Annotated in this window: 19 protein-coding genes, 1 tRNA gene and 1 riboswitch; of the genes, 9 read left to right on the forward strand and 11 right to left on the reverse strand. The window is 61.9% G+C overall.

Annotated elements, in window-relative coordinates; genetic code table 11:
• Nucleotides 1-96 precede the first annotated feature (96 nt).
• Nucleotides 97-873 carry a 23S rRNA (guanosine(2251)-2'-O)-methyltransferase RlmB gene (gene rlmB, locus GAL_RS12570; protein ID WP_024097950.1) on the reverse strand — a complete coding sequence of 259 codons (777 nt, stop codon included), beginning with the start codon at nt 871-873 and terminating at the stop codon, nt 97-99.
• A 120-nt stretch (nt 874-993) separates the two neighbouring features.
• On the opposite strand from rlmB, the gene GAL_RS22510 reads away from it, so the two are divergent.
• A tRNA-Tyr gene (locus tag GAL_RS22510) sits at nt 994-1,077 on the forward strand.
• Between the two features lie 219 nt (nt 1,078-1,296).
• Here the strand turns inward: GAL_RS22510 and GAL_RS12575 are convergent.
• From GAL_RS12575 to bioB, 7 genes are all read right to left on the reverse strand, one after another.
• Complete coding sequence (locus GAL_RS12575; protein WP_024097951.1) at nt 1,297-1,827, reverse strand: DUF2478 domain-containing protein; 531 nt, start codon at nt 1,825-1,827, stop codon at nt 1,297-1,299.
• Nucleotides 1,828-1,932: 105 nt separating this feature from the next.
• Nucleotides 1,933-2,721 (reverse strand): methyltransferase, encoded by a 789-nt coding sequence (locus GAL_RS12580; RefSeq protein ID WP_024097952.1) that lies wholly within the window; start codon nt 2,719-2,721, stop codon nt 1,933-1,935.
• A complete protein-coding gene (locus GAL_RS12585) occupies nt 2,718-3,338 on the reverse strand; it encodes a pimeloyl-ACP methyl esterase BioG family protein (RefSeq protein ID WP_024097953.1) in 621 nt (206 codons plus the stop codon). The genes GAL_RS12580 and GAL_RS12585 overlap by 4 nt, the downstream gene beginning before the upstream one ends.
• Nucleotides 3,339-3,341: 3 nt before the next feature.
• Entirely contained in the window at nt 3,342-4,640 is a 1,299-nt protein-coding gene (bioA, locus tag GAL_RS12590; RefSeq protein ID WP_024097954.1) for an adenosylmethionine--8-amino-7-oxononanoate transaminase, read from the reverse strand.
• Nucleotides 4,637-5,278: a dethiobiotin synthase gene (bioD, locus tag GAL_RS12595; RefSeq protein WP_024097955.1), complete on the reverse strand. Its 642-nt coding sequence runs from the start codon at nt 5,276-5,278 to the stop codon at nt 4,637-4,639. Before bioD ends, bioA begins: the two co-directional genes overlap by 4 nt.
• Entirely contained in the window at nt 5,275-6,414 is a 1,140-nt protein-coding gene (locus GAL_RS12600) for an 8-amino-7-oxononanoate synthase (RefSeq protein WP_024097956.1), read from the reverse strand. The genes bioD and GAL_RS12600 overlap by 4 nt, the downstream gene beginning before the upstream one ends.
• Nucleotides 6,414-7,391, reverse strand: a complete 978-nt coding sequence (bioB, locus tag GAL_RS12605; protein WP_024097957.1) for a biotin synthase BioB — start codon at nt 7,389-7,391, stop codon at nt 6,414-6,416. Before bioB ends, GAL_RS12600 begins: the two co-directional genes overlap by 1 nt.
• A gap of 209 nt (nt 7,392-7,600) precedes the next feature.
• A riboswitch (TPP riboswitch) is annotated at nt 7,601-7,730 on the forward strand.
• 122 nt (nt 7,731-7,852) lie between these two features.
• Here bioB and thiC point away from each other — a divergent pair.
• The 7 genes from thiC to thiD are packed head-to-tail and all read left to right on the forward strand — an operon-like array spanning nt 7,853 to nt 13,939.
• Nucleotides 7,853-9,661, forward strand: a complete 1,809-nt coding sequence (gene thiC / locus GAL_RS12610) for a phosphomethylpyrimidine synthase ThiC (protein ID WP_024097958.1) — start codon at nt 7,853-7,855, stop codon at nt 9,659-9,661.
• Nucleotides 9,658-10,626, forward strand: a complete 969-nt coding sequence (locus GAL_RS12615) for an FAD-dependent oxidoreductase (RefSeq protein WP_024097959.1) — start codon at nt 9,658-9,660, stop codon at nt 10,624-10,626. The genes thiC and GAL_RS12615 overlap by 4 nt, the downstream gene beginning before the upstream one ends.
• Nucleotides 10,595-10,792 (forward strand): sulfur carrier protein ThiS, encoded by a 198-nt coding sequence (gene thiS, locus GAL_RS12620; protein ID WP_024097960.1) that lies wholly within the window; start codon nt 10,595-10,597, stop codon nt 10,790-10,792. Before GAL_RS12615 ends, thiS begins: the two co-directional genes overlap by 32 nt.
• Before the next feature lie 3 nt (nt 10,793-10,795).
• Nucleotides 10,796-11,563, forward strand: a complete 768-nt coding sequence (locus tag GAL_RS12625) for a thiazole synthase (protein WP_024097961.1) — start codon at nt 10,796-10,798, stop codon at nt 11,561-11,563.
• A gap of 23 nt (nt 11,564-11,586) precedes the next feature.
• The gene (locus tag GAL_RS12630; RefSeq protein WP_024097962.1) at nt 11,587-12,180 is read left to right on the forward strand and encodes a thiamine phosphate synthase; all 594 of its coding nucleotides are present in this window, start codon (nt 11,587-11,589) and stop codon (nt 12,178-12,180) included.
• Nucleotides 12,156-13,145: a HesA/MoeB/ThiF family protein gene (locus GAL_RS12635; protein ID WP_040104082.1), complete on the forward strand. Its 990-nt coding sequence runs from the start codon at nt 12,156-12,158 to the stop codon at nt 13,143-13,145. The genes GAL_RS12630 and GAL_RS12635 overlap by 25 nt, the downstream gene beginning before the upstream one ends.
• Nucleotides 13,142-13,939: a bifunctional hydroxymethylpyrimidine kinase/phosphomethylpyrimidine kinase gene (thiD, locus tag GAL_RS12640; protein ID WP_024097964.1), complete on the forward strand. Its 798-nt coding sequence runs from the start codon at nt 13,142-13,144 to the stop codon at nt 13,937-13,939. Before GAL_RS12635 ends, thiD begins: the two co-directional genes overlap by 4 nt.
• A 257-nt stretch (nt 13,940-14,196) precedes the next feature.
• Here the strand turns inward: thiD and GAL_RS12645 are convergent, their stop codons facing one another.
• The 3 genes from GAL_RS12645 to GAL_RS12655 all read right to left on the reverse strand — a co-directional run bounded on the left by GAL_RS12645 (nt 14,197) and on the right by GAL_RS12655 (nt 18,553).
• Nucleotides 14,197-16,140, reverse strand: a complete 1,944-nt coding sequence (locus GAL_RS12645) for a methyl-accepting chemotaxis protein (protein WP_024097965.1) — start codon at nt 16,138-16,140, stop codon at nt 14,197-14,199.
• Between the two features lie 260 nt (nt 16,141-16,400).
• Nucleotides 16,401-17,297: an RNA polymerase sigma factor RpoH gene (rpoH, locus tag GAL_RS12650; protein WP_014874008.1), complete on the reverse strand. Its 897-nt coding sequence runs from the start codon at nt 17,295-17,297 to the stop codon at nt 16,401-16,403.
• A 221-nt stretch (nt 17,298-17,518) separates the two neighbouring features.
• The gene (locus GAL_RS12655) at nt 17,519-18,553 is read right to left on the reverse strand and encodes an RluA family pseudouridine synthase (RefSeq protein WP_024097966.1); all 1,035 of its coding nucleotides are present in this window, start codon (nt 18,551-18,553) and stop codon (nt 17,519-17,521) included.
• Between GAL_RS12655 and GAL_RS12660 the strand changes: the two genes are divergently transcribed.
• Nucleotides 18,552-18,866: a DUF6476 family protein gene (locus GAL_RS12660; protein ID WP_040104083.1), complete on the forward strand. Its 315-nt coding sequence runs from the start codon at nt 18,552-18,554 to the stop codon at nt 18,864-18,866. The genes GAL_RS12655 and GAL_RS12660 overlap by 2 nt on opposite strands.
• Nucleotides 18,867-18,906 lie beyond the last annotated feature (40 nt).

An 18,906-nucleotide genomic window follows, 5' to 3' on the forward strand; every position in this document is an offset into this window, starting at 1 on the left:
GCAAAGAGAGGATACGCATTTGTGATAGACCTGTGAGGGTGCTCTGACATTGTCAGGAGAGCGCCTCACAGGCCTGATCAGGGTCGCTGGCACAGATTAGCGTGGCAGCGAAGCGTAGAGCGCAATCGCCGCCGCATTGGAGACATTCAGCGAGCCAAAGCCACCGGCGGCATCAATCTTGACCAGATGATCTACGGTTTCCTTCGTCTTTTGACGCAGGCCCGGCCCTTCTGCCCCGAGGACCAGAGCAACCGGATCCCCCTTGCGCCCGTCCAGAACTGTTTCGATGGTTTGCTCCGCCTCGCCATCAAGGCCCAGCACCAGAAAGCCCATCCGTTGCAGTTCGACGATTGTGTCCGCAAGGTTGCGCATCCGCAGATAAGGTTGCCGCTCCAGCGCACCGCTCGCGGTTTTAGCAAGCGCTCCGGTCTCTGGCGCGGAGTTGTGTCGCGTGCCAATGACCGCGCTGGCGCCCAGCACCTCTGCCGAGCGCAGGATTGCGCCAACGTTGTGGGGATCCGTCACCCGGTCCAGCAGCAATACGCGCGGAACCTCCGCGCCGATGCAGTTCTCGTCCAACCCGCCCCAGTTCAGCGGCTTCACTTCGAGAGCGGCGCCCTGATGGACCGACTGCTTGTCAATCGGCGGGTTGAATTTGCGCGGGTCAATCACCTCAGCCTCAACCCCCGACTGGGCTATGGCATCGGCCAGCTTTGCCTCGGCGTTCTGGGTCACCATCAAACGCAGTTTTTCACGCTCAGGATTGAGCAGCGCATCGCGCACCGCATGCAGGCCAAACAGCCATACGGTCTCCGCGGAAGCCGCCTTCTTGGCCTGCTCTTTTTCGACGACCCACTTGGGTTTTTTGGACATATTGCTCTCCAGCAGAAAGAAATCAGGACCCGCGTGAAAAACTTGCGTTTTTCCGGTTGACGCCCCTTTGGCCTGCTTGTAATCACGCCTCCACATCAGGTGCAACACGCAACTGATTGTGGGCGACAGGCCGCAAGGTGTGGCAGGGGACTGTAACTCCCTCGCGGAGACGCACGCCTGGTTCGATTCCAGGGTCGCCCACCATCTTCTCTCTTTCAGCAGTGTGAAGCAAGAAGATGGTGGCAGCCGCCGCCGGCGAACACCTGAATTCAACCATTTGATTTATATCATTATTCCCGACTTCGCGTACCGACCGTCTGTTAGTATGGCCCCGGCTCTCTGACATTACCTACAGCACGCACACAAAAAAACCGGCGCGATATCCCGCACCGGTTTGTTAGATCAGTCGTGCGACTGCGGGGATTATCCCCCCTCCTTCGCAGCCTCTTCAACGGCGGAATGGACCCAGTTTACGAGCGCATCAAGATCCGGTTCAGCCTCCTGCGCCAACCCGTCAGAAAAGTTCTGAAACGCCTCGACATTCATCCGGTTGACGCCGGAAACCACCACCGCTCCGCGCGCCAGCGCCTCGCCGATGACGGGGCGCATTCCGCGCCCGTCCGCCTCGTGCTTGCCAAATTTATTCACCAGCAGAACCTGCGGTGCTGGATCCTGCCCCAGCGCCGCCGTGACCTGCCCCACCGCACGCTCTAGTGCTTCGGGATTCAATCGACAACCGCGTGCCTCTGGGCCGAGGGATTGCGAAATACGGATGGTTTCACCGGCCGGCAACACCCGCACATCCATGTCACACAGCGCGTTATCGTAGCATTCAGTATTGGTCTGGACGATCCCGGCCAGTCGCAGCCCATCGGCTTGCAGCCGCTCGGCAAGAGCAGTCAGCAGTTTGTCGGTGGCGCCGCGTTCCTGGGTCATGACATAGGACAGATGCATCGTGGCCTCTTATTCGATGGTTTCGGGCCAAAGGCTAGCGCCAAACCTGCACGACGGCCAGAGGCGCAATCGTCGCGCGACCTGCGACTTTGGCCGCAGGCGTATTCAGACCCGTCGCGCCAGCATCAGCACCGGATCATAGGTAAGACGTACACCGCCCTGATGGGAAAAACGGCTGCAATAAGCGTCTTCAAACGCCTGCAGCCTGCCACGGCTCCAACCGCCGCGCGCCTGGCCGTTCACGCCGGTATCACGCAGGTGGCGCAACACCGCGCGCGGAGTGTCAAACCTGAGGACGATCGGCGCCTGTCGCAGTTCGATCAGCTGCAGACCTTGAGGCAGCACCCCCGCCCATTGGTGATGATCCATATAGTTTGGTGCTGCAGCGTCAGAGCCGAGCGCGACCAATTCGTTAAAATGCGCCGAGCCGAAACCGGAGAGCGCAAGCCAGCCACCGGGGCACAGCGCGGCCTCAAATCGGCGCAGCAGGCCTGGCAGGTCGCTGACCCACTGCACAACAGAAGCCGCTGCGATCAGGTCTAGCCGCTCGGGCAGGCAGATGTCCTCAATCCGGCCTGGCACAAAACTTGCGGATTGGCCGTGGTCTTTCAGGATTGGCAACAGCCCGGCCTCCGCCTCAGGCACCAGATCGTTGAGCGTGAGGCGCGCGACCGAGAGATCCTGCAGCAGCGCGGCGGTCAGATGGCCGGTCCCGGCCCCAAATTCAAACAGATGCGAAAACGGTGTCTGACCCACGTGTTTGGCCAAAAGCGCCGAAAGTTCGGCGGCAATCTGCGCCTGCGCAGACGCCGCACCGTGATAGCTGCCAAGCCCCCGGCGAAAGGCGCGCGCCACGCGGGCAGCATCAACAGCTGGGTGTGTGAGGTCCTTCATGAGATCAGGGCCTGCCAGCTGTCGAAGTGATCAAAGGGAGCATGGGCCACTGTGGGCAGCTCCCGTATTGTCGTGCCTTCCCAGGCCCGGTGCTGATTGGCCGACGGAAAAATTCGATCCCGCCCAGAAATCCAGGCCTGATCGAAGACGACGGCGGGGGCCGCGCCGCGCGCGGCAACCGCATGCAGTTCAGCGCGGCGGGCATCTATGTCGATCACCCGAGGGGGTTGCGGCGCATTGAAGGTCCGGCGCAGGAATTGCACAAAGCTCGCCTCGCTCAACCCTTCCGCCGTTTTGGCCATCACGTCTGGCGGGATACCGTGCGCCGCATCCACCGGCGCAAGGGTTCCGTTGACTGCAACCTTGCGGTCAAAGGGATCGGCGTGCCCCTCCTGCCAATGAGCATAGGCTGCAACGCCAAAGGACCACGCCAGCAGGGTGACATGGTCGCAACCGCTGAGATCCGGCAGATCCGTATCAAGGTTGCGGTAGTCGCTTACAAACAGGACGTCCTGAGGGCCTTTAAGATGATCAAACACATCCGGCCCCACGGCCCAGCCGCCAAAGACCACGATGGCCTCGGCTGCATTGGTCTGCTTGAGCCAGCGGAACTCCATGACTTACAGCTCCTGCCCCAGCCGAAGCATGCCTGCGCTGATCTGGCTCAGCTGATCCGGCGTCGTGATGAAGGGCGGCATCGTGTAGATGTTGGTACCAAACGGGCGCAGGAACACGCCCATTTCATGCGCCCGCGCATGCGCTTCGTCCGCCGATACCCGGTGTGTCATTTCAATGACGCCAATGGCGCCCAAGACCCGCACATCCGCCACATTCGGCAGGTCACGCGCCGGGGCCAGTTCCGCCGCCATCTGCTCACCAATGGCCGCCACCGTCCCGCGCCAGTCCTCCCCAGTCAGCAAGTCCAGCGAGGCCTTGGCCGCAGCACAGGCCAGCGGGTTGGCCATATAGGTCGGCCCGTGCATGAACAGGCCGGGATTGCCGCCGCCGATACCTTCGGCCACGCGGTCATTGGTCATGGTGCAGGCAAAGGAGATATGCCCGCCGGTCAACCCTTTGCCGAGGCAGATTATGTCGGGCTCCACGGAGCAGAAACCGGTGGCAAACAGCTCGCCGGTACGGCCAAAACCGGTGGCGATTTCGTCGAAGATCAGCAGGACACCCAGCTCATCACACAGTGCGCGCGCTTGGTTCAGATACTCCGGGTGATAGAAATACATCCCGCCTGTGCCCTGCACCACGGGCTCCAGGATAAACGCGGCGATCTTGCCGGCGTTGGCCTCCAACACCGCGCGCAATTCCCCCAATCCGTTCTGCGCCGGGTCGTCCACCCACTCCTCATGGATGCGGATCGGCGGGCGGGAGACGAAATGCTGCACGCTCAGCGCGCCCTGGAACAGGTGATGCATGCCGGTGTCCGGGTCGCAGACGCTCATCGCCTTCCAGGTGTCGCCATGATAGCCGGAGCGGATGGTGGCAAACTCCTGGCGGTCCGGCTGGCCGATCGCGTGCTGATACTGCACCGCCATTTTCATCGCCACCTCGACCGAAACAGAACCGCTGTCGCAGTAGAAGATGCGGGTGAGGCTTTCGGGCGTGATCTCCAAGAGCTTGCGGCCCAGGTCGATCGCCGGATCATGGGTCAGCCCGCCGAACATCACATGCGGCAGGGTGTCGAGCTGGTCGTGAATGGCCTTGGTGATCGCCGGGTTTTTATGCCCATGCATCATGCACCACCACGACGACATGGCGTCGATCAGCCGTGTGCCGTCGTCTAGAGTGATGTGGACACCCTCGCTTTCCTTCACCACGAAGGTCGGGCCGGGGTTAGCGACATTGGTGTAAGGGTGCCAGAGGTGCAGCTGATCGAACTCCAGCGGGGTGAGGTCTGCGGCGCTCATGCCGTCTCTCCTTGGGCCAGCGCCTGCTTGATCAGGTCCACCCGGATGCTGGCCTGGAAGGCGACGGCCAGCGCGTCGGAAGTCAGCTCGCCCAGCACCGGCAACCGGCCCAGATGTGCCATCTGCCCGAACTGGCAGATGGTTTCCTCCACTTTCGGCTCGGGGTCGCCGATGAAGGCAACACCAGCGACGCTGCAGCCTGCATCGCGCAAGGCTTTCAGCGACAGGAGCGTGTGGTTGATCGTCCCCAGCTGGGTCCGCGCGCACAGGATCACCGGTGCGCCCCAGCGGGCGAAGAGGTCAAGATACAGCACCTCGCGGTTCAAAGGCACCATCAACCCGCCCGCGCCTTCGACTACCAGCACGCCGTCAACCTCAGGCAAAGACAGCGTATCGGGGTCGATCTCCGCGCCCTCCGCCTCTGCCGACAGATGCGGCGAGGCGGGCTGTTGCAGCAGGTAGCCCTCGGGCAGCGCCGGGCGGCCCGACAAGCGGCAGACGATCTGGCTGTCGGTCTCCTCCTCCAGCCCCGATTGCACCGGTTTCCAATAGGTTGCGCCCAGCGCCTGCACCAGCCCGGCTGAAAAAATGGTCTTGCCGATGCCGGTATCGGTTCCGGTGACGATCAGCGCGCTCATGGGGTAGTCTCCATTTCCCGGGCGAGATCTTCGAACATCGCTGTGATGACCTCTGCCCCCGTATTCAGTGTGATCGACAACCGCAGCCGCGAGGTGCCGCGCGGCACTGTCGGTGGGCGGATGCCGCGGATGTCATAGCCATGGGCCTGCATGGCGGAAGCCAGTGCCATGGTGCGTTTGTCGTCGCCGATCACCACAGGCAGGATCTGGCTTTGGAAGCCCTCCAGCCCGCAGAGCCGTCTGGCCTCGCCTTGGGCATGGGTGATCCCCTGCCATGCTTGTTCACGGCGGGTCGGGTTCTGCTGCAGCTCCCGCAAGGCCGCCCGTACAAGGGCCGCATTCAGCGGCGACGGGGCGGTGGCAAAGATAAATCCGCGCGCTTTGTTGATCAGCGTCTCGATCAGCGCCCGCTGGCCGCAGATCAGCGCGCCTGAGGCCCCCAAAGCCTTGCCGCAGGTGTGCAAGGAAAGAACGTTAGGGCGGTGCGCGATGCCGTGCGCCAGCCCCCGGCCCAGATCACCGAACACTCCAGAGGAATGCGCCTCATCCACAACCAGCACGGCGCGCTCTGCATCCGCCAGCGTCATCAGCGCATCCAGCGGCGCCAAGTCGCCATCCATGGAGTAGACAGCCTCGACAGCAATCCAGACCTGGCCGTCACCGCCTGCCGAGCGCCAGTCTTTCAGCACCCTTGCGGCGTCTTCTGCATCGCTGTGGGCAAAACTGCAGGTCTCGGCCCGGCCCAGCCGCATCCCATCATGGGTGCTGGCATGGATCAGAGCGTCATACAGCACCAGGTCGCCCTGCTGCGGCAGGGTGGAGAAGATCGCCTGATTGGCATTGAAGCCGCCGCCCATGAGCAGTGCCGCCTCAGTGCCGAAGAACTCCGCGGCCTCCGCCTCCAGAAGCTGATGCTCCGCATCATTGCCGCGCAAGAGGCGTGAACCGCCCGCCCCCACCGGCACCCCACGCGCCAGCGCATCAGCAGCGGCGGCGCGCAGCACATCGCTGCCCGCCAGCCCAAGATAGTCGTTGGAGGCAAAGTCATGCCCGTCCCGCGGCATCAGTTGCCGGTAGCGCCCGCGTGTGCGCAGCGCTTCCAGCGATTTCTCGTGCCTCGGGAAGGCGCCCGCCATCAGCGGCTGCCGTCACATCCCACCGCCATCGCGGTGATGCCCAGACGGTCGAACAGCTGCTGGTCCTTGTCCTCCTCGGGGTTGTCAGCCGTCAGCAGCGTGTCGCCCACAAAGATCGAGTTGGCCCCGGCAAAGAAGCACATCGCCTGCATCTCGTCCGACATGTCGGTGCGGCCTGCGGACAGGCGCACATGCGATTTCGGCATCAGGATGCGGGCCAGCGCCACGGAGCGGACAAATTCGATCGGGTCCAGTTTTTCGACATCAGCCAGCGGCGTGTCGGCAATCGGAATCAGCATGTTGACCGGTACCGAATCCGGGTGCACCTCCAGCGTGGCCAGCGCCAGCATCATGTCGATGCGGTCCATCTGCTTCTCACCCATGCCGACAATGCCGCCCGAGCAGACCTTGATTCCCGCTTCGCGCACCCGGTTCAGGGTGTCAATCCGATCAGCAAAGGTGCGGGTGGTGATGATCTCGGAGTAGTAGCGCTCTGAGGTGTCGATGTTGTGGTTGTAATAGTCCAGACCAGCATCGCGCAGGCGGAACACCTGATCCTCGTCCAGCATGCCTAGGGTCATGCAGGTCTCCATTCCGAGATCCTTGACGCCCTGCACCATCGCCTCCAGCGCCGCCATGTCGCGGTCCTTGGGCGAGCGCCAGGCAGCCCCCATGCAATAGCGGGTCGCGCCGCCTTCCTTGGCCTTGCGCGCCTCAGCAATCACCCGCTGCACCTCGATCAGCTTGGAGGCCGATAGCTGCGCGCCGTTGCGGGCCGACTGCGAGCAATAGGCGCAATCCTCGACACAGCCGCCGGTCTTGATGCTGAGGAGCTTGGATTTCTGCACCTGATTGGGATCAAAATACTGCCGGTGCACGCTATGCGCCTGAAACAGCAGATCCATGAACGGTGTGTTATAAATTGCCTCCGCTTCCTCGCGGGTCCAATCGGTGCGGATGGGTGCAGCGTCCAGCATGCTGTCTCCTGTTCTCTCTACCAGATGGCCATACGCGGATGGCGATATGTTTTTATAGATAACTTACCCTTCTGCGATCAAGCACAAAGCTGAGATGCAGAAATATCTCGTAAAGATCATCCGAAATCCAAGTCATATAATTGTTTTTAAACATAAAAAATAATCTATAAAAATATCAATTGACGGCAAGACCCCATCTCCCCTACCCCTAAAGCACGCAGGGGAGTCCCGCCAAGGGGACTGAGAGGCGTTTAGGTGCGGGGTATTCCCGGACCGGCGGCGCGACCCTTTGAACCTGACCCAGTTGATACTGGCGTAGGAAGCTAGGCGCGCATGGCTGCGGGACTTCTACACTCCCGGACGTCTTGCGATGACTGAACAAGGGGGCCCTACGCCCTCTGTTTCCCGAGCCAAACCTCATCTGGTGTCTTTTCCAAGTCTAGGCTTCGAGGAGCACCAAAATGAACGTCCCCAATCCCAAGATCACCACAGGCGCACTGCCTGCCTCGCGCAAGATCTATGTCAGCGGCGAAGTCCACCCGGACATCCGCGTGCCCATGCGCGAAATCGCCACCCACCCCACCGCGGGCGAGGCGCCACTGCCGGTCTATGACAGCTCCGGCCCCTACACCGACCCCGATGTGCTGACCGATATTCGCCAGGGTCTGCCGCAGTTGCGCCGTCAGTGGATCGAAGACCGCGGCGACGTCGAAAGCTATCAAGGCCGTGATGTGAAGCCCGAGGACAACGGATTTGTCGAGGGTGACCGTCTGACCCCGGAATTCCCGGTGAAGCCCGCCCCCTTGCGCGGCAAGAACGGCAAGGCACCAACCCAGCTGGCCTATGCCCGCGCTGGTGTCATCACGCCGGAGATGGAATATGTTGCGATCCGCGAAAACCAGCTGCGCGATCTGTCCCCCTGTCACCGCGACGGCCATGACTGGGGCGCCAATATCCCTGACTATGTGACGCCGGAGTTTGTCCGGTCCGAGATCGCAGCTGGCCGCGCCATCATCCCCGCAAACATCAACCACCCGGAAATCGAACCGATGATCATCGGTCGCAATTTTCTGGTGAAGATCAACGCCAATATGGGCACCTCTGCCGTAACCTCCTCGATGGAGGAAGAGGTGGACAAGCTTGTCTGGGCCATCCGCTGGGGCGCCGACACGGTGATGGACCTGTCGACGGGGCGCAACATCCACAACACCCGCGAATGGATCGTGCGCAATTCGCCCGTCCCGATCGGCACCGTGCCGATCTACCAGGCGTTGGAGAAGGTGAACGGCATCGCCGAGGACCTGACCTGGGAAGTGTTCCGCGACACGCTGATCGAACAGGCGGAACAAGGCGTCGATTATTTCACCATCCACGCGGGCGTGCGACTGCATATGGTGCCGATGACCGTGGAGCGCGTGACCGGCATCGTGTCGCGCGGCGGCTCGATCATGGCGAAGTGGTGCCTGCACCACCACAAGGAAAGCTTCCTGTATGAGCATTTCGAGGATATCTGCGACATCTGCCGTCAGTACGATGTTTCGTTCTCGCTGGGCGACGGGCTTCGCCCCGGCTCCATCGCCGACGCCAATGACGAGGCGCAGTTCGCCGAGCTGGAAACTTTGGGCGAGCTGACCAAAATCGCCTGGGCAAAGGATTGCCAGGTGATGATCGAAGGGCCCGGCCATGTCGCCATGCACAAGATCAAGGAGAATATGGACAAGCAGCTGGAGTGCTGCCACGAGGCGCCGTTTTACACGCTGGGGCCGCTGACCACCGATATTGCGCCGGGTTATGACCACATCACCAGCGGTATCGGGGCAGCGATGATCGGCTGGTTCGGCTGCGCCATGCTGTGCTACGTCACGCCGAAGGAGCACTTGGGCCTACCAGATCGCGACGACGTGAAAACAGGCGTGATCACCTATAAGATCGCCGCCCATGCAGCCGATCTGGCCAAGGGTCTGCCGGGTGCCCAGCGCCGTGACGATGCGCTGAGCCGTGCGCGGTTCGAATTCCGTTGGGAGGATCAGTTCAACCTCTCGCTGGACCCGGATACTGCGCGCGAGTTCCACGACCAGACCCTGCCGAAACAGGCCCATAAGGTCGCGCATTTCTGCTCCATGTGCGGACCGAAGTTCTGCTCCATGCGGATCAGCCACGATATCCGCGCCGAGGCGCAGAAGGAAGGCATGGAGGCGATGGCCGCCAAGTTTCGCGAAGGCGGCGAACTCTATGTGCCAGCGCCCGAGGCTGCGGAACCGGCGGAATGATCACCATCGCAGGGGCAGGCCTCGCGGGCCTCGCCTGCGCCTATGAACTGGCGCAGCGCGGGGCTGCGGTGCGGGTCTATGAGCGCGCGACAAAGATCGGCGCGGGCAGTGTTTCGCGCTATGCAGGCGGCATGCTGGCGCCATGGTGTGAACGCGAAAGCGCCGAGGAGGAGGTGATCACCCTCGGTGGCCGCGCCATCGACTGGTGGGCCAAGATCACGCCCGTCCACAGGCGCGGCACGCTGGTGGTGGTGCCTGCCCGCGACCGGGCAGAGCTGACCCGCTTTGCCCGTCGCACCAGCGGATACAGGCTGGTGGACGGGGCAGAGATCGCGGCGCTGGAACCAGCCCTCAAGGGACGCTTTGCCCAAGGTTTGTTCTTTGAACAGGAGGCGCATCTGGACCCCCGCCGCGCGATCCGGGATCTGGCGGCTGCGGCCGAAGGGCTGGGAGCGGAAATCTGTCTTGGCACGGAGGCCCGGGACCGCGTCACGCTTGATTGCACAGGCATGGCGGCGCCGCTGCCAGATCTGCGCCCCGTGCGCGGCGAGATGGCGATCCTGCATTGCCCGGAGGTGGAGATCAGTCGCACGCTGCGGCTGCTCCATCCACGCCTGCCGCTCTACCTTGTGCCGCGGGGCGACAGCCTCTTCATGATCGGCGGCACGATGATCGAGAGCACATCGGCGCGCGCAATCACACTGCGCTCGCTCAGTGAGTTGCTGAATGCCGCCTTCACGCTACACCCTGCCTTTGCCGAGGCCAGCGTGGTGGAAACCGGCGCAGGCCTGCGCCCCGCCTTCCCCGACAATCTGCCCCGCCTTCATCAGGACGGCGGAGCGCTATTCCTCAATGGGCTGTACCGCCACGGATTTCTGCTGGCGCCCGCCATGGCGCAGCAGGTGGCAAACCGCCTGAGACCGGAGACACAGGATGAAAATCACTGTCAACGCCAAACCGCATGAGGTCCGCGCGGGCACCCTCGACGAGGCTCTGCAACAGCTCGGCTATGCCCAGTCCACAGTTGCAACCGCCGTCAACGGACACTTCGTTGCCCGCCATGCCCGCCCGGAAACTCAACTGGCGGAGGGGGATCGACTGGAGATCCTAACGCCAATGCAAGGGGGCTGAACCATGCAACTCTATGGACAGGACATCACTTCACGTTTGCTGCTGGGAACCGCGCAATACCCGTCTCCCAGTATTTTGAATGCCGCCATCAAAAACAGCGCCAGCGAGATCATCACGGTATCGCTGCGGCGGGAAACGGCGGATGGCACCGGCGCCGGGTTTTGGGATCAGCTACGCACATCAGAGTGTCGTATCCTGCCTAACACAGCCGGGTGCCATTCTGTGCAGGAGGCTTTGACCACCGCCCATATGGCGCGCGAGCTGTTTGACACCCCGTGGATCAAACTGGAGGTGATCGGCCATTCCGACACGCTGCAGCCGGATGTGTTTGCGCTGGTGGAAGCCGCGCGCGTGCTGTCTGATGACGGGTTTCAGGTCTTTCCCTACACGACCGACGATCTGGTGGTGGGAGAGAAGCTATTGGAAGCAGGCTGCGAGGTGTTGATGCCCTGGGGCGCGCCAATTGGATCCGGTCAGGGCCTGCGCAACCCCGATGCGCTGCGCGCAATGCGGGCGCATTTTCCAGACGTGCCGTTGATCGTGGATGCGGGCATCGGCTGCCCGTCTGACGCCACCCAGGCAATGGAACTGGGAATGGACGCGGTGCTGCTGAATACGGCAGTGGCAAAGGCCGGAGACCCTGCCGGCATGGCCCGTGCCATCGCACTTGCGATTGAGGCCGGCCGTGAAGGGTATCTGGCTGACCCCATGGAACGCCGCGATATGGCCGTGCCCTCCACCCCTGTTCTTGGCCTCGCCGCGCTGAGCTGAGCCGCTTCAATCTGGAGACGACAATGGAGCGTTTTTACCTGATCGTTGGCCATGTCAGCCAACTGGAACTGCTGGTGCCCCATGGGGTCCGACTGGTGCAGCTGCGACTGAAGGACCTGCCAGAGCAGGAGGTCCGTCGCCAGATCGCACGGGCGCGGGATTTCTGCGCCGTGCATGGCGCACAGCTGGTGGTCAATGACCATTGGCAAACCGCGCTGGATCTGAATTGCAGGTTTGTACATCTGGGGCAGGAAGATATGGACAGTGCCGACTTTGTCGCGCTGCGTCGTAAGGGCGTACGGTTTGGCCTGTCGACCCATGATGAGGCGGAGCTGGAGCGCGCCCTGTCTCACACGCCGGACTATATCGCCCTTGGCCCGGTCTATGAGACCCTGCTGAAGAAGATGAAATGGGCGCCACAAGGATTGGATCGCCTGCGGCGCTGGAAGGAAATGGCGAGCAACACGCCTCTGGTCGCCATTGGCGGGCTGACGCCCGAACGCCTGCCCGGTGTCTTTGCCGCGGGCGCCGACAGCGCCGCCGTGGTCACCGATATTCTCCAGGCCCCTGATCCGGAGGCGCGCACCCGCGAATGGATCAAGGCCTGCGCCTCATGAGCCGTTTTGACCGCCAGATTGCCCTGCCCGATGTGGGGGCGGAAGGACAGGCAAAGCTCGCTGCCGCCCATGTTCTGGTGGTCGGGGCCGGCGGGTTAGGCAGCCCCGTCCTGCAATATCTCGCCGGGGCTGGACTGGGTGAAATCACGGTGATGGATGGCGACAGTGTGGAGGCCACGAACCTGCCGCGCCAACCCCTGTATACGCCCGCAGATATCGGCCGCTACAAAGTTGACGCCGCCCGCGAAAGGCTGCGCGCCATGGCGCCCGAATTACGCCTGCATCCCCATGCGCGAGATCTCACCCCCGATAATGTCGCTGCTGCGGTGGCACCAGTGGACCTGGTGATCGATGCCGCCGACAGCCACGCGGTGTCTTATACGCTGTCAGATTGTTGCCAGCGGTTGGAGCGGGATCTGATCTCTGCCTCGGCGCTGGCGCAATCGGGCTATGTCGGCGCGTTCTGCGGCGGCGGCCCGTCGCTGCGCGCGGTATTCCCTGACCCGCCCAGCAGTGCCGCCACCTGCGCCAGTTCCGGCATTATGGGGCCGGTTGTCGGCGTGATTGGCGCCTGGCAGGCGCAGCTGGCGCTGAAACTGTTGCTCGACCACCAGCCGACTCCGCGCGGGCGCCTCTTCAGCGTGGACTTCTCAGGGCTGCAGATGGGTGGTTTTGATTTCAGCACTGCAGAGGAGCCATCCCGCCCCCTCCCCTTCATCGGACGGAACGCGATCACCGATGAGGACTACGTTGTTGAGTTGCGCCCCAAGCAAGAAGCCCCGACACCCGCCGTCCGCACGGCTGTCCGTATCCTGCCGGAGGCCTTGCGCGCAAGCGATCTGCCCCGTGATCGCCGCGTGGTGCTGGCCTGTTACAGTGGCCTGCGCGCTTGGCGCATCGCGGCTCAGATTGCCCCGGAGTTTGCCGGAGAACTTGTCCTGCTGGCTGCGGGTCGGCGCGGATGAGCGCGCTTCTGATCATCGCTGGAACCGACAGCAGCGGCGGTGCGGGATTGACCCGAGACATCGCTGCCGCCACTACAATGGCGCAAATGTTGCCGCTGTTTGCACAGCGATCACTCTCGTTGCGGCCGGTGGTGACGGCGATCACAGTCCAGACAGACACGGCGCTGGAGGAAATCCGCCCGACGCCCCCCGAGGTCATCAAGAGCCAGATACGCGCCGCCGCCGCGACCGGGCCGATTTCTGCGGTAAAAATCGGTATGGTCGGCAGCGCAATGGCCGCCGAAGTCATCGCCAAGGCGCTGGCCCACTCCGTGCCCGAAACATGCCCGGTTGTGCTGGATCCCGTGCTGCGCAGCAGTTCCGGTGGCCAGTTGATGCAGGCCGCAGACCTCAAACCGCTAATTGCGCGCGCCACTCTCATCACCCCCAATCTGCAAGAAGTCGCTCAGCTTGCCCCCTGCCCCATCGACCCGCAGCCCGGCAGTTCTGAAAACTGCGATATCGCATCCCAGGCCCGCCAGTTGCAGCAAGCCCATCAGCTGCAGAAGGCGGGCGCCGATGCGGTGCTGATCAAAGGCGGGCATGGCGATGGAGCTATGTCGGTTGACCAGCTCTTTTTTGGCGACACGCATGTTCGCTACGACAGACCACGGCTGCCACGCGGCAGGCGTGGCACCGGCTGCACCCTTGCGACGGCAATTGCCGTTCAACTGATGGCCGGTCAGAATTTAGATCAAGCCTGCGCCCGTGCCGGTGATTGTGTGCATGAATGGCTGAAGGAGGTCGCGACCTGAACAGCCCCGCTCAGGCAGAGCAGATCAGCGCAGCCAATTCTCGCCTTGGGTGCGCCGCGAAAACGGGCTGTGGTCGCGTGCCATCTCGCGCGTCATGGCCTCGGCCTGCTCTTGCGGCTTGGACAACGCCACTCACTGCCGGAGGGCATCTCAGCCGGAACGGGCGGCACGGAAACACCGCGCCGGACTGAACCGGCGCGGTGTTTCAGATGTACGGGCCTCCCAGCCCTGAATTGGGGCTGGGGGCGTTGGCGGGATCAGAAATCCTGCCAGATGTCCTTGGCCGCATTGCCGCTGGTGCTGGCCGCTGCGGAGGCCGGCTGTGGCGTGACGGCCTCGATGTCCCAATCATCGCCATGGGCGCTGGGAGCCGCTGGAGCGGGTTCCTGAACCGCAACTGCTCTTTGGGGTTGGGCTGCTGGAGCCGCTGCAGGTTTGCGGGCCGGGGCCGCAGCCTGCCCACCGCCTGCTGCGACACGGAAATGGGCAACCAGGTCGGCCAGCTTGCTGGCATCCGCATTCAGCATGTGACCGGCGGCGGTGGCCTCCTCAACCATGGCGGCATTCTGCTGGGTGACTTGATCCAGCTGGGTCACGCCGGTGTTGATCTCATGCAGGCCAGTGGATTGCTCGCTCGCCCCGGTTGCGATGCCGGACACCAGTTGCGAGATGTGGCTGACCCGTTCGACAATGCCCTGAAGCGCATCGCCGGTTTTGCCAACCAGATCCACGCCACGCTCCACCTGTTTGGTGCTGTCGCCGATCAGGGTCTTGATCTCCATCGCGGCATCCGAGGAGCGCTGCGCCAAAGCGCGCACTTCGCTGGCGACCACGGCAAAGCCCTTGCCCGCCTCACCGGCGCGTGCGGCTTCCACCCCGGCATTGAGCGCCAGGAGGTTGGTCTGGAAGGCGATATCATCAATCACACTGATGATCTGCGAGATATGGGTCGAGGATTGTTCAATCTCGGTCATGGCGGAAACCGCGCTCTGGACGACTTCACCGCTGGTCTCGGCCTCCTGTTTGGCCTCCTGCATGATGGTTTCGACGCTGCGCGCGCCTTCGGCGGCGGATTTCACGCTGGCCGTCATCTCATCCAGCGCGGCGGCGGTTTCCTCCAGCGTGGCGGCCTGGCTTTCGGTGCGGTTGGACAGATCGTCAGAGGCCTGGCTGATCTCATTTGCGCCACTGCGAATGCTCTCGGCCGTGTCTATCACCTGGGTGACCGTGGAGCCCAAAGTCTCCGCCGTGCGGTTGAAATCACGCTGCAGCTGGGCGTAATCCTCCGGCAGGTTTTCATTGATACGAACAGTCAGGTCCCCCTGCGACAGCGTCGCCAGGCGACTGGAGATAACCTGCACCACATCAGCACGCTCCGCATCGCGGGCCTGCTGATGGCCTTTCATCGCCTCCTGTTGTTCTAGTTTCTCGCGGAACGCTTCCAGCGTGCGGGCCATTTCACCGATTTCGCTACGGGCCTGCGTATAGGGAACATCCGCATGGGTTTCGCCCTCCGCCATGGAGGCCATACGCGCCTTCAGCCCATTGATCGGCCCCGTAACACTGCGCAACAGGACGGTCGAAGCAATCATCAGCAGAACCAGACTTACACCAAGGGTGATCATCGATTCGATCCGCATCTGAGCGAGGTCCGCCTGGATGTCAGACACATAAGACCCGGTGCCGATGATCCAACCCCAGGGTTCAAACGCCTGCACATAGCCGATTTTCTGTTCTGGCGTGGTCTGCCCTGGTTTCTGGAACCAGTAGCGGACAGATCCAGCACCGTCGCTGGCGGCAACCTTGCCGAGTTCCTGGAAAACCTTCATGCCCTTCACGTCTTCGAAACCGGACCGGTCGGTGCCCACCCAATCGGGCACCATCGGATGCGCCCGCACAACCAAGTCCTGGTCGAAGGCAAAGAGATACCCGGACGTCTCAAAGCGAATTTTTTCAATCACTTCACGCCCTTGGGCGCGCGCCTCATCGGCGGTGAGATCACCCGACTGAACTTGCGCCTCAAGATCGGCGAGCAGGCTGATCGACGTGTCGATGATGTTATTCAGCTCACGGTCGCGCATGGCATAGGCGTTATCAACAGCGCGCGACAGCAGCAGGACGGTCAACAGCACGGAAAGTGCAAGCGCCATCGCCACCACTGCGTAGATACGGATGGGAAGACGAAAGAATATGGACGGCATCGGTCACTTGGTCCTTTGAGGAATTACATCCCTCAACACTATGCCGCGGCCCCCTAACAAAGCGTTAGGTCAATGTCCTCAATTGCCCGTTTCGCAACATTATTACGTAGAGTTTCGATTTGTTTTATTAAGGCGTTTTAAACCGCCAAGGCTAGGGCCCTGCCCCGGTGTAACTGCGAATCCGCGCGCCCTGCCAAGCGATGAAAAACGGCCCCAAAGCGGGGCCGTTTCATCACATTTGCAGCGCAGATATGCTGGCGTCACTGGACTGACAACATACCCTTCTCAGACGCCAATTCGCGCATTTTCTTCTGCAATTTTTCAAAGGCGCGCACCTCGATCTGGCGGATTCGCTCGCGGCTGACGCCATATTGCGTGCTGAGATCCTCCAGCGTCTTCGCCTGATCGGCCAGACGGCGCTGGGTCAGAATATCCTTCTCACGGTCATTCAGCACCTCAAGCGCACTGGCCAGAAGTTCACGCCGCGCCTCAAGCTCGTCGCGTGCTTCATAGTCACCGGCCTGATCTGCGTCTTCATCTTCCAGCCAGTCCTGCCACTGCATGGTACCTTCGCCCTCACTGCCAACAGTGGCATTGAGGGAGGCGTCCCCGCCGGACATACGCCGATTCATGGAGATCACCTCGGTCTCGGTCACCCCGAGGTCGGTGGCGATTTTCTTGACGCTGTCCGGGTGCAGATCGCCCTCTTCAAGTGCGCCGATACGGGCCTTGGCCTTGCGCAGGTTAAAGAACAGTTTCTTCTGCGCCGAGGTCGTGCCCAGCTTCACCAGCGACCAAGAGCGCAGGATATATTCCTGAATAGACGCACGGATCCACCACATGGCATAGGTCGCAAGGCGAAAGCCCTTCTCGGGGTCAAACCGTTTGACCGCCTGCATCAGGCCGACATTGGCTTCAGAGATCACCTCGGCCTGCGGCAGGCCGTAGCCGCGATATCCCATCGCGATTTTTGCTGCCAGCCGCAGGTGCGACGTCACCATCTTATGGGCAGAGGCACTGTCCTGCTCTTCTACCCAGCGCTTGGCCAGCATGTATTCTTCTTCCGGTTCCAGCAGCGGAAACTTGCGGATTTCCTGAAGGTACCGATTCAGCCCGCCTTCGGGTGTTGGTGCGGGCAGGTTTGCATAATTCGCCATTCTTTGTGTCCCTCCCAATGTATAAGGACTTAACATCTTGTCATATGGGTTAACGCATAGCCCCGTTCAAGAGTTGCCAAGTTTATCTCTTATAGGAATCGTAAGAAAAGCAGTCTGTGAGAAAGTTCACAGGAATTTGCACATGAGGGAGCCGCGCATCCGAACCGAGCGGGCAGGAATTTACCTATAAAATTCAACGTATTAAAAATAAAGAAGCAAAATTATGCGCCCGCGCTTCCCAGTTTTTGCAGCAAATGCGCCATGTCTTCCGGCAAAGGTGCCTCAAACCGCATGGCGTCGCCTGTGACCGGGTGGAGAAACCCCAGAACCGCGGCATGCAGCGCCTGACGCGGAAAGGTCTGGATGGCAGAAGCGGTGTCTTCCGGCAGCGATTTCGCTGCCAGTTTGCGCTTCCCGCCATAAACCGGATCCCCGACCAGCCCATGGCCCGCATGGGCCATATGCACGCGAATCTGATGGGTGCGCCCGGTTTCCAGCCAGCATTCGATCAAGGCCACCACAGGCGGTGTGCCATAGCTGTCGACGATGCGCGCGCGGGTTATGGCATGGCGCCCGCCCTGAAACAGAACCGCCTGCCGCTGGCGGTCGGTCTTGTGACGGGCCAACTGGGTGGTGAGTTTCAGGATGTTGCCGGGTTCGAAACTGGTGCCTTTGACGCCCCGCAGGCGCGGATCGTTGGCATCAGGCACTCCGTAGCAGATCGCGCGGTAGTAGCGTTCCACTGTGTGTTTCTCAAACTGTGCCGCCAACCCCTGATGGGCAACATCGGATTTGGCCACCACCAGGAGGCCGCTGGTCTCCTTGTCGATGCGATGCACAATGCCGGGACGTTTGACACCGCCCACACCGGAGAGATTATCACCGCAGTGATGCAACAGCGCGTTGACCAAGGTGCCGGAGGGCGTGCCGGGCGCCGGATGTACCACCATACCTGCGGGTTTGTTTATGACGATCAGATCGTCATCTTCATAGATGACCTCAAGCGGGATATCCTCGGGGCCTATGTGGCTGTCTTCGGCCTCCTCCACGGTGATCTCGATCAGCGCGTCAGCCTCGACCTTGGCCTTGGGGTCGCTTACAACCACACCGTTGACCTGTACCTGCCCTGCCTCAATCAGGCGGGCCAGTCGGGTGCGCGACAGGGTGGCTTCCTCTGGCACATCACGCGAAACCGCTTTATCAAGCCGTTTAGGCGGGTTTTCCGCAATGACAAACTCGATCCGGCGGCGGGCCATGACACATCCTTCTGAGACAGATAATCAAAGTGAACCGCCCCAGCTGGTGTTCCTGCGACGGATGGTGACCACATTGACGGTGATCATGATTTGCGGGTTCTTAGTGGTTCTGACACTGCTTGTCATCCGTTTGTCTGCATCCGGTCCTAACCTGCCGGAAACGGTGTCCCTGCCAGATGGGGTCAGCGCCCGCGCCGTGACCTTTGGCGACGGCTGGATTGCGGTGGTGACCGATGAGGATGAAATTCTGATCCTGAACAACCTAAGCGGCACAATCGAACAGCGCGTGACGATCAAGCCCGTCGCCGACTGAGCCTGCCGCCCACCCACGGCATTGGACACCATCAGCATAA

Origin of the sequence: Phaeobacter gallaeciensis DSM 26640, assembly GCF_000511385.1 — a bacterium.
Lineage (GTDB): Bacteria > Pseudomonadota > Alphaproteobacteria > Rhodobacterales > Rhodobacteraceae > Phaeobacter > Phaeobacter gallaeciensis.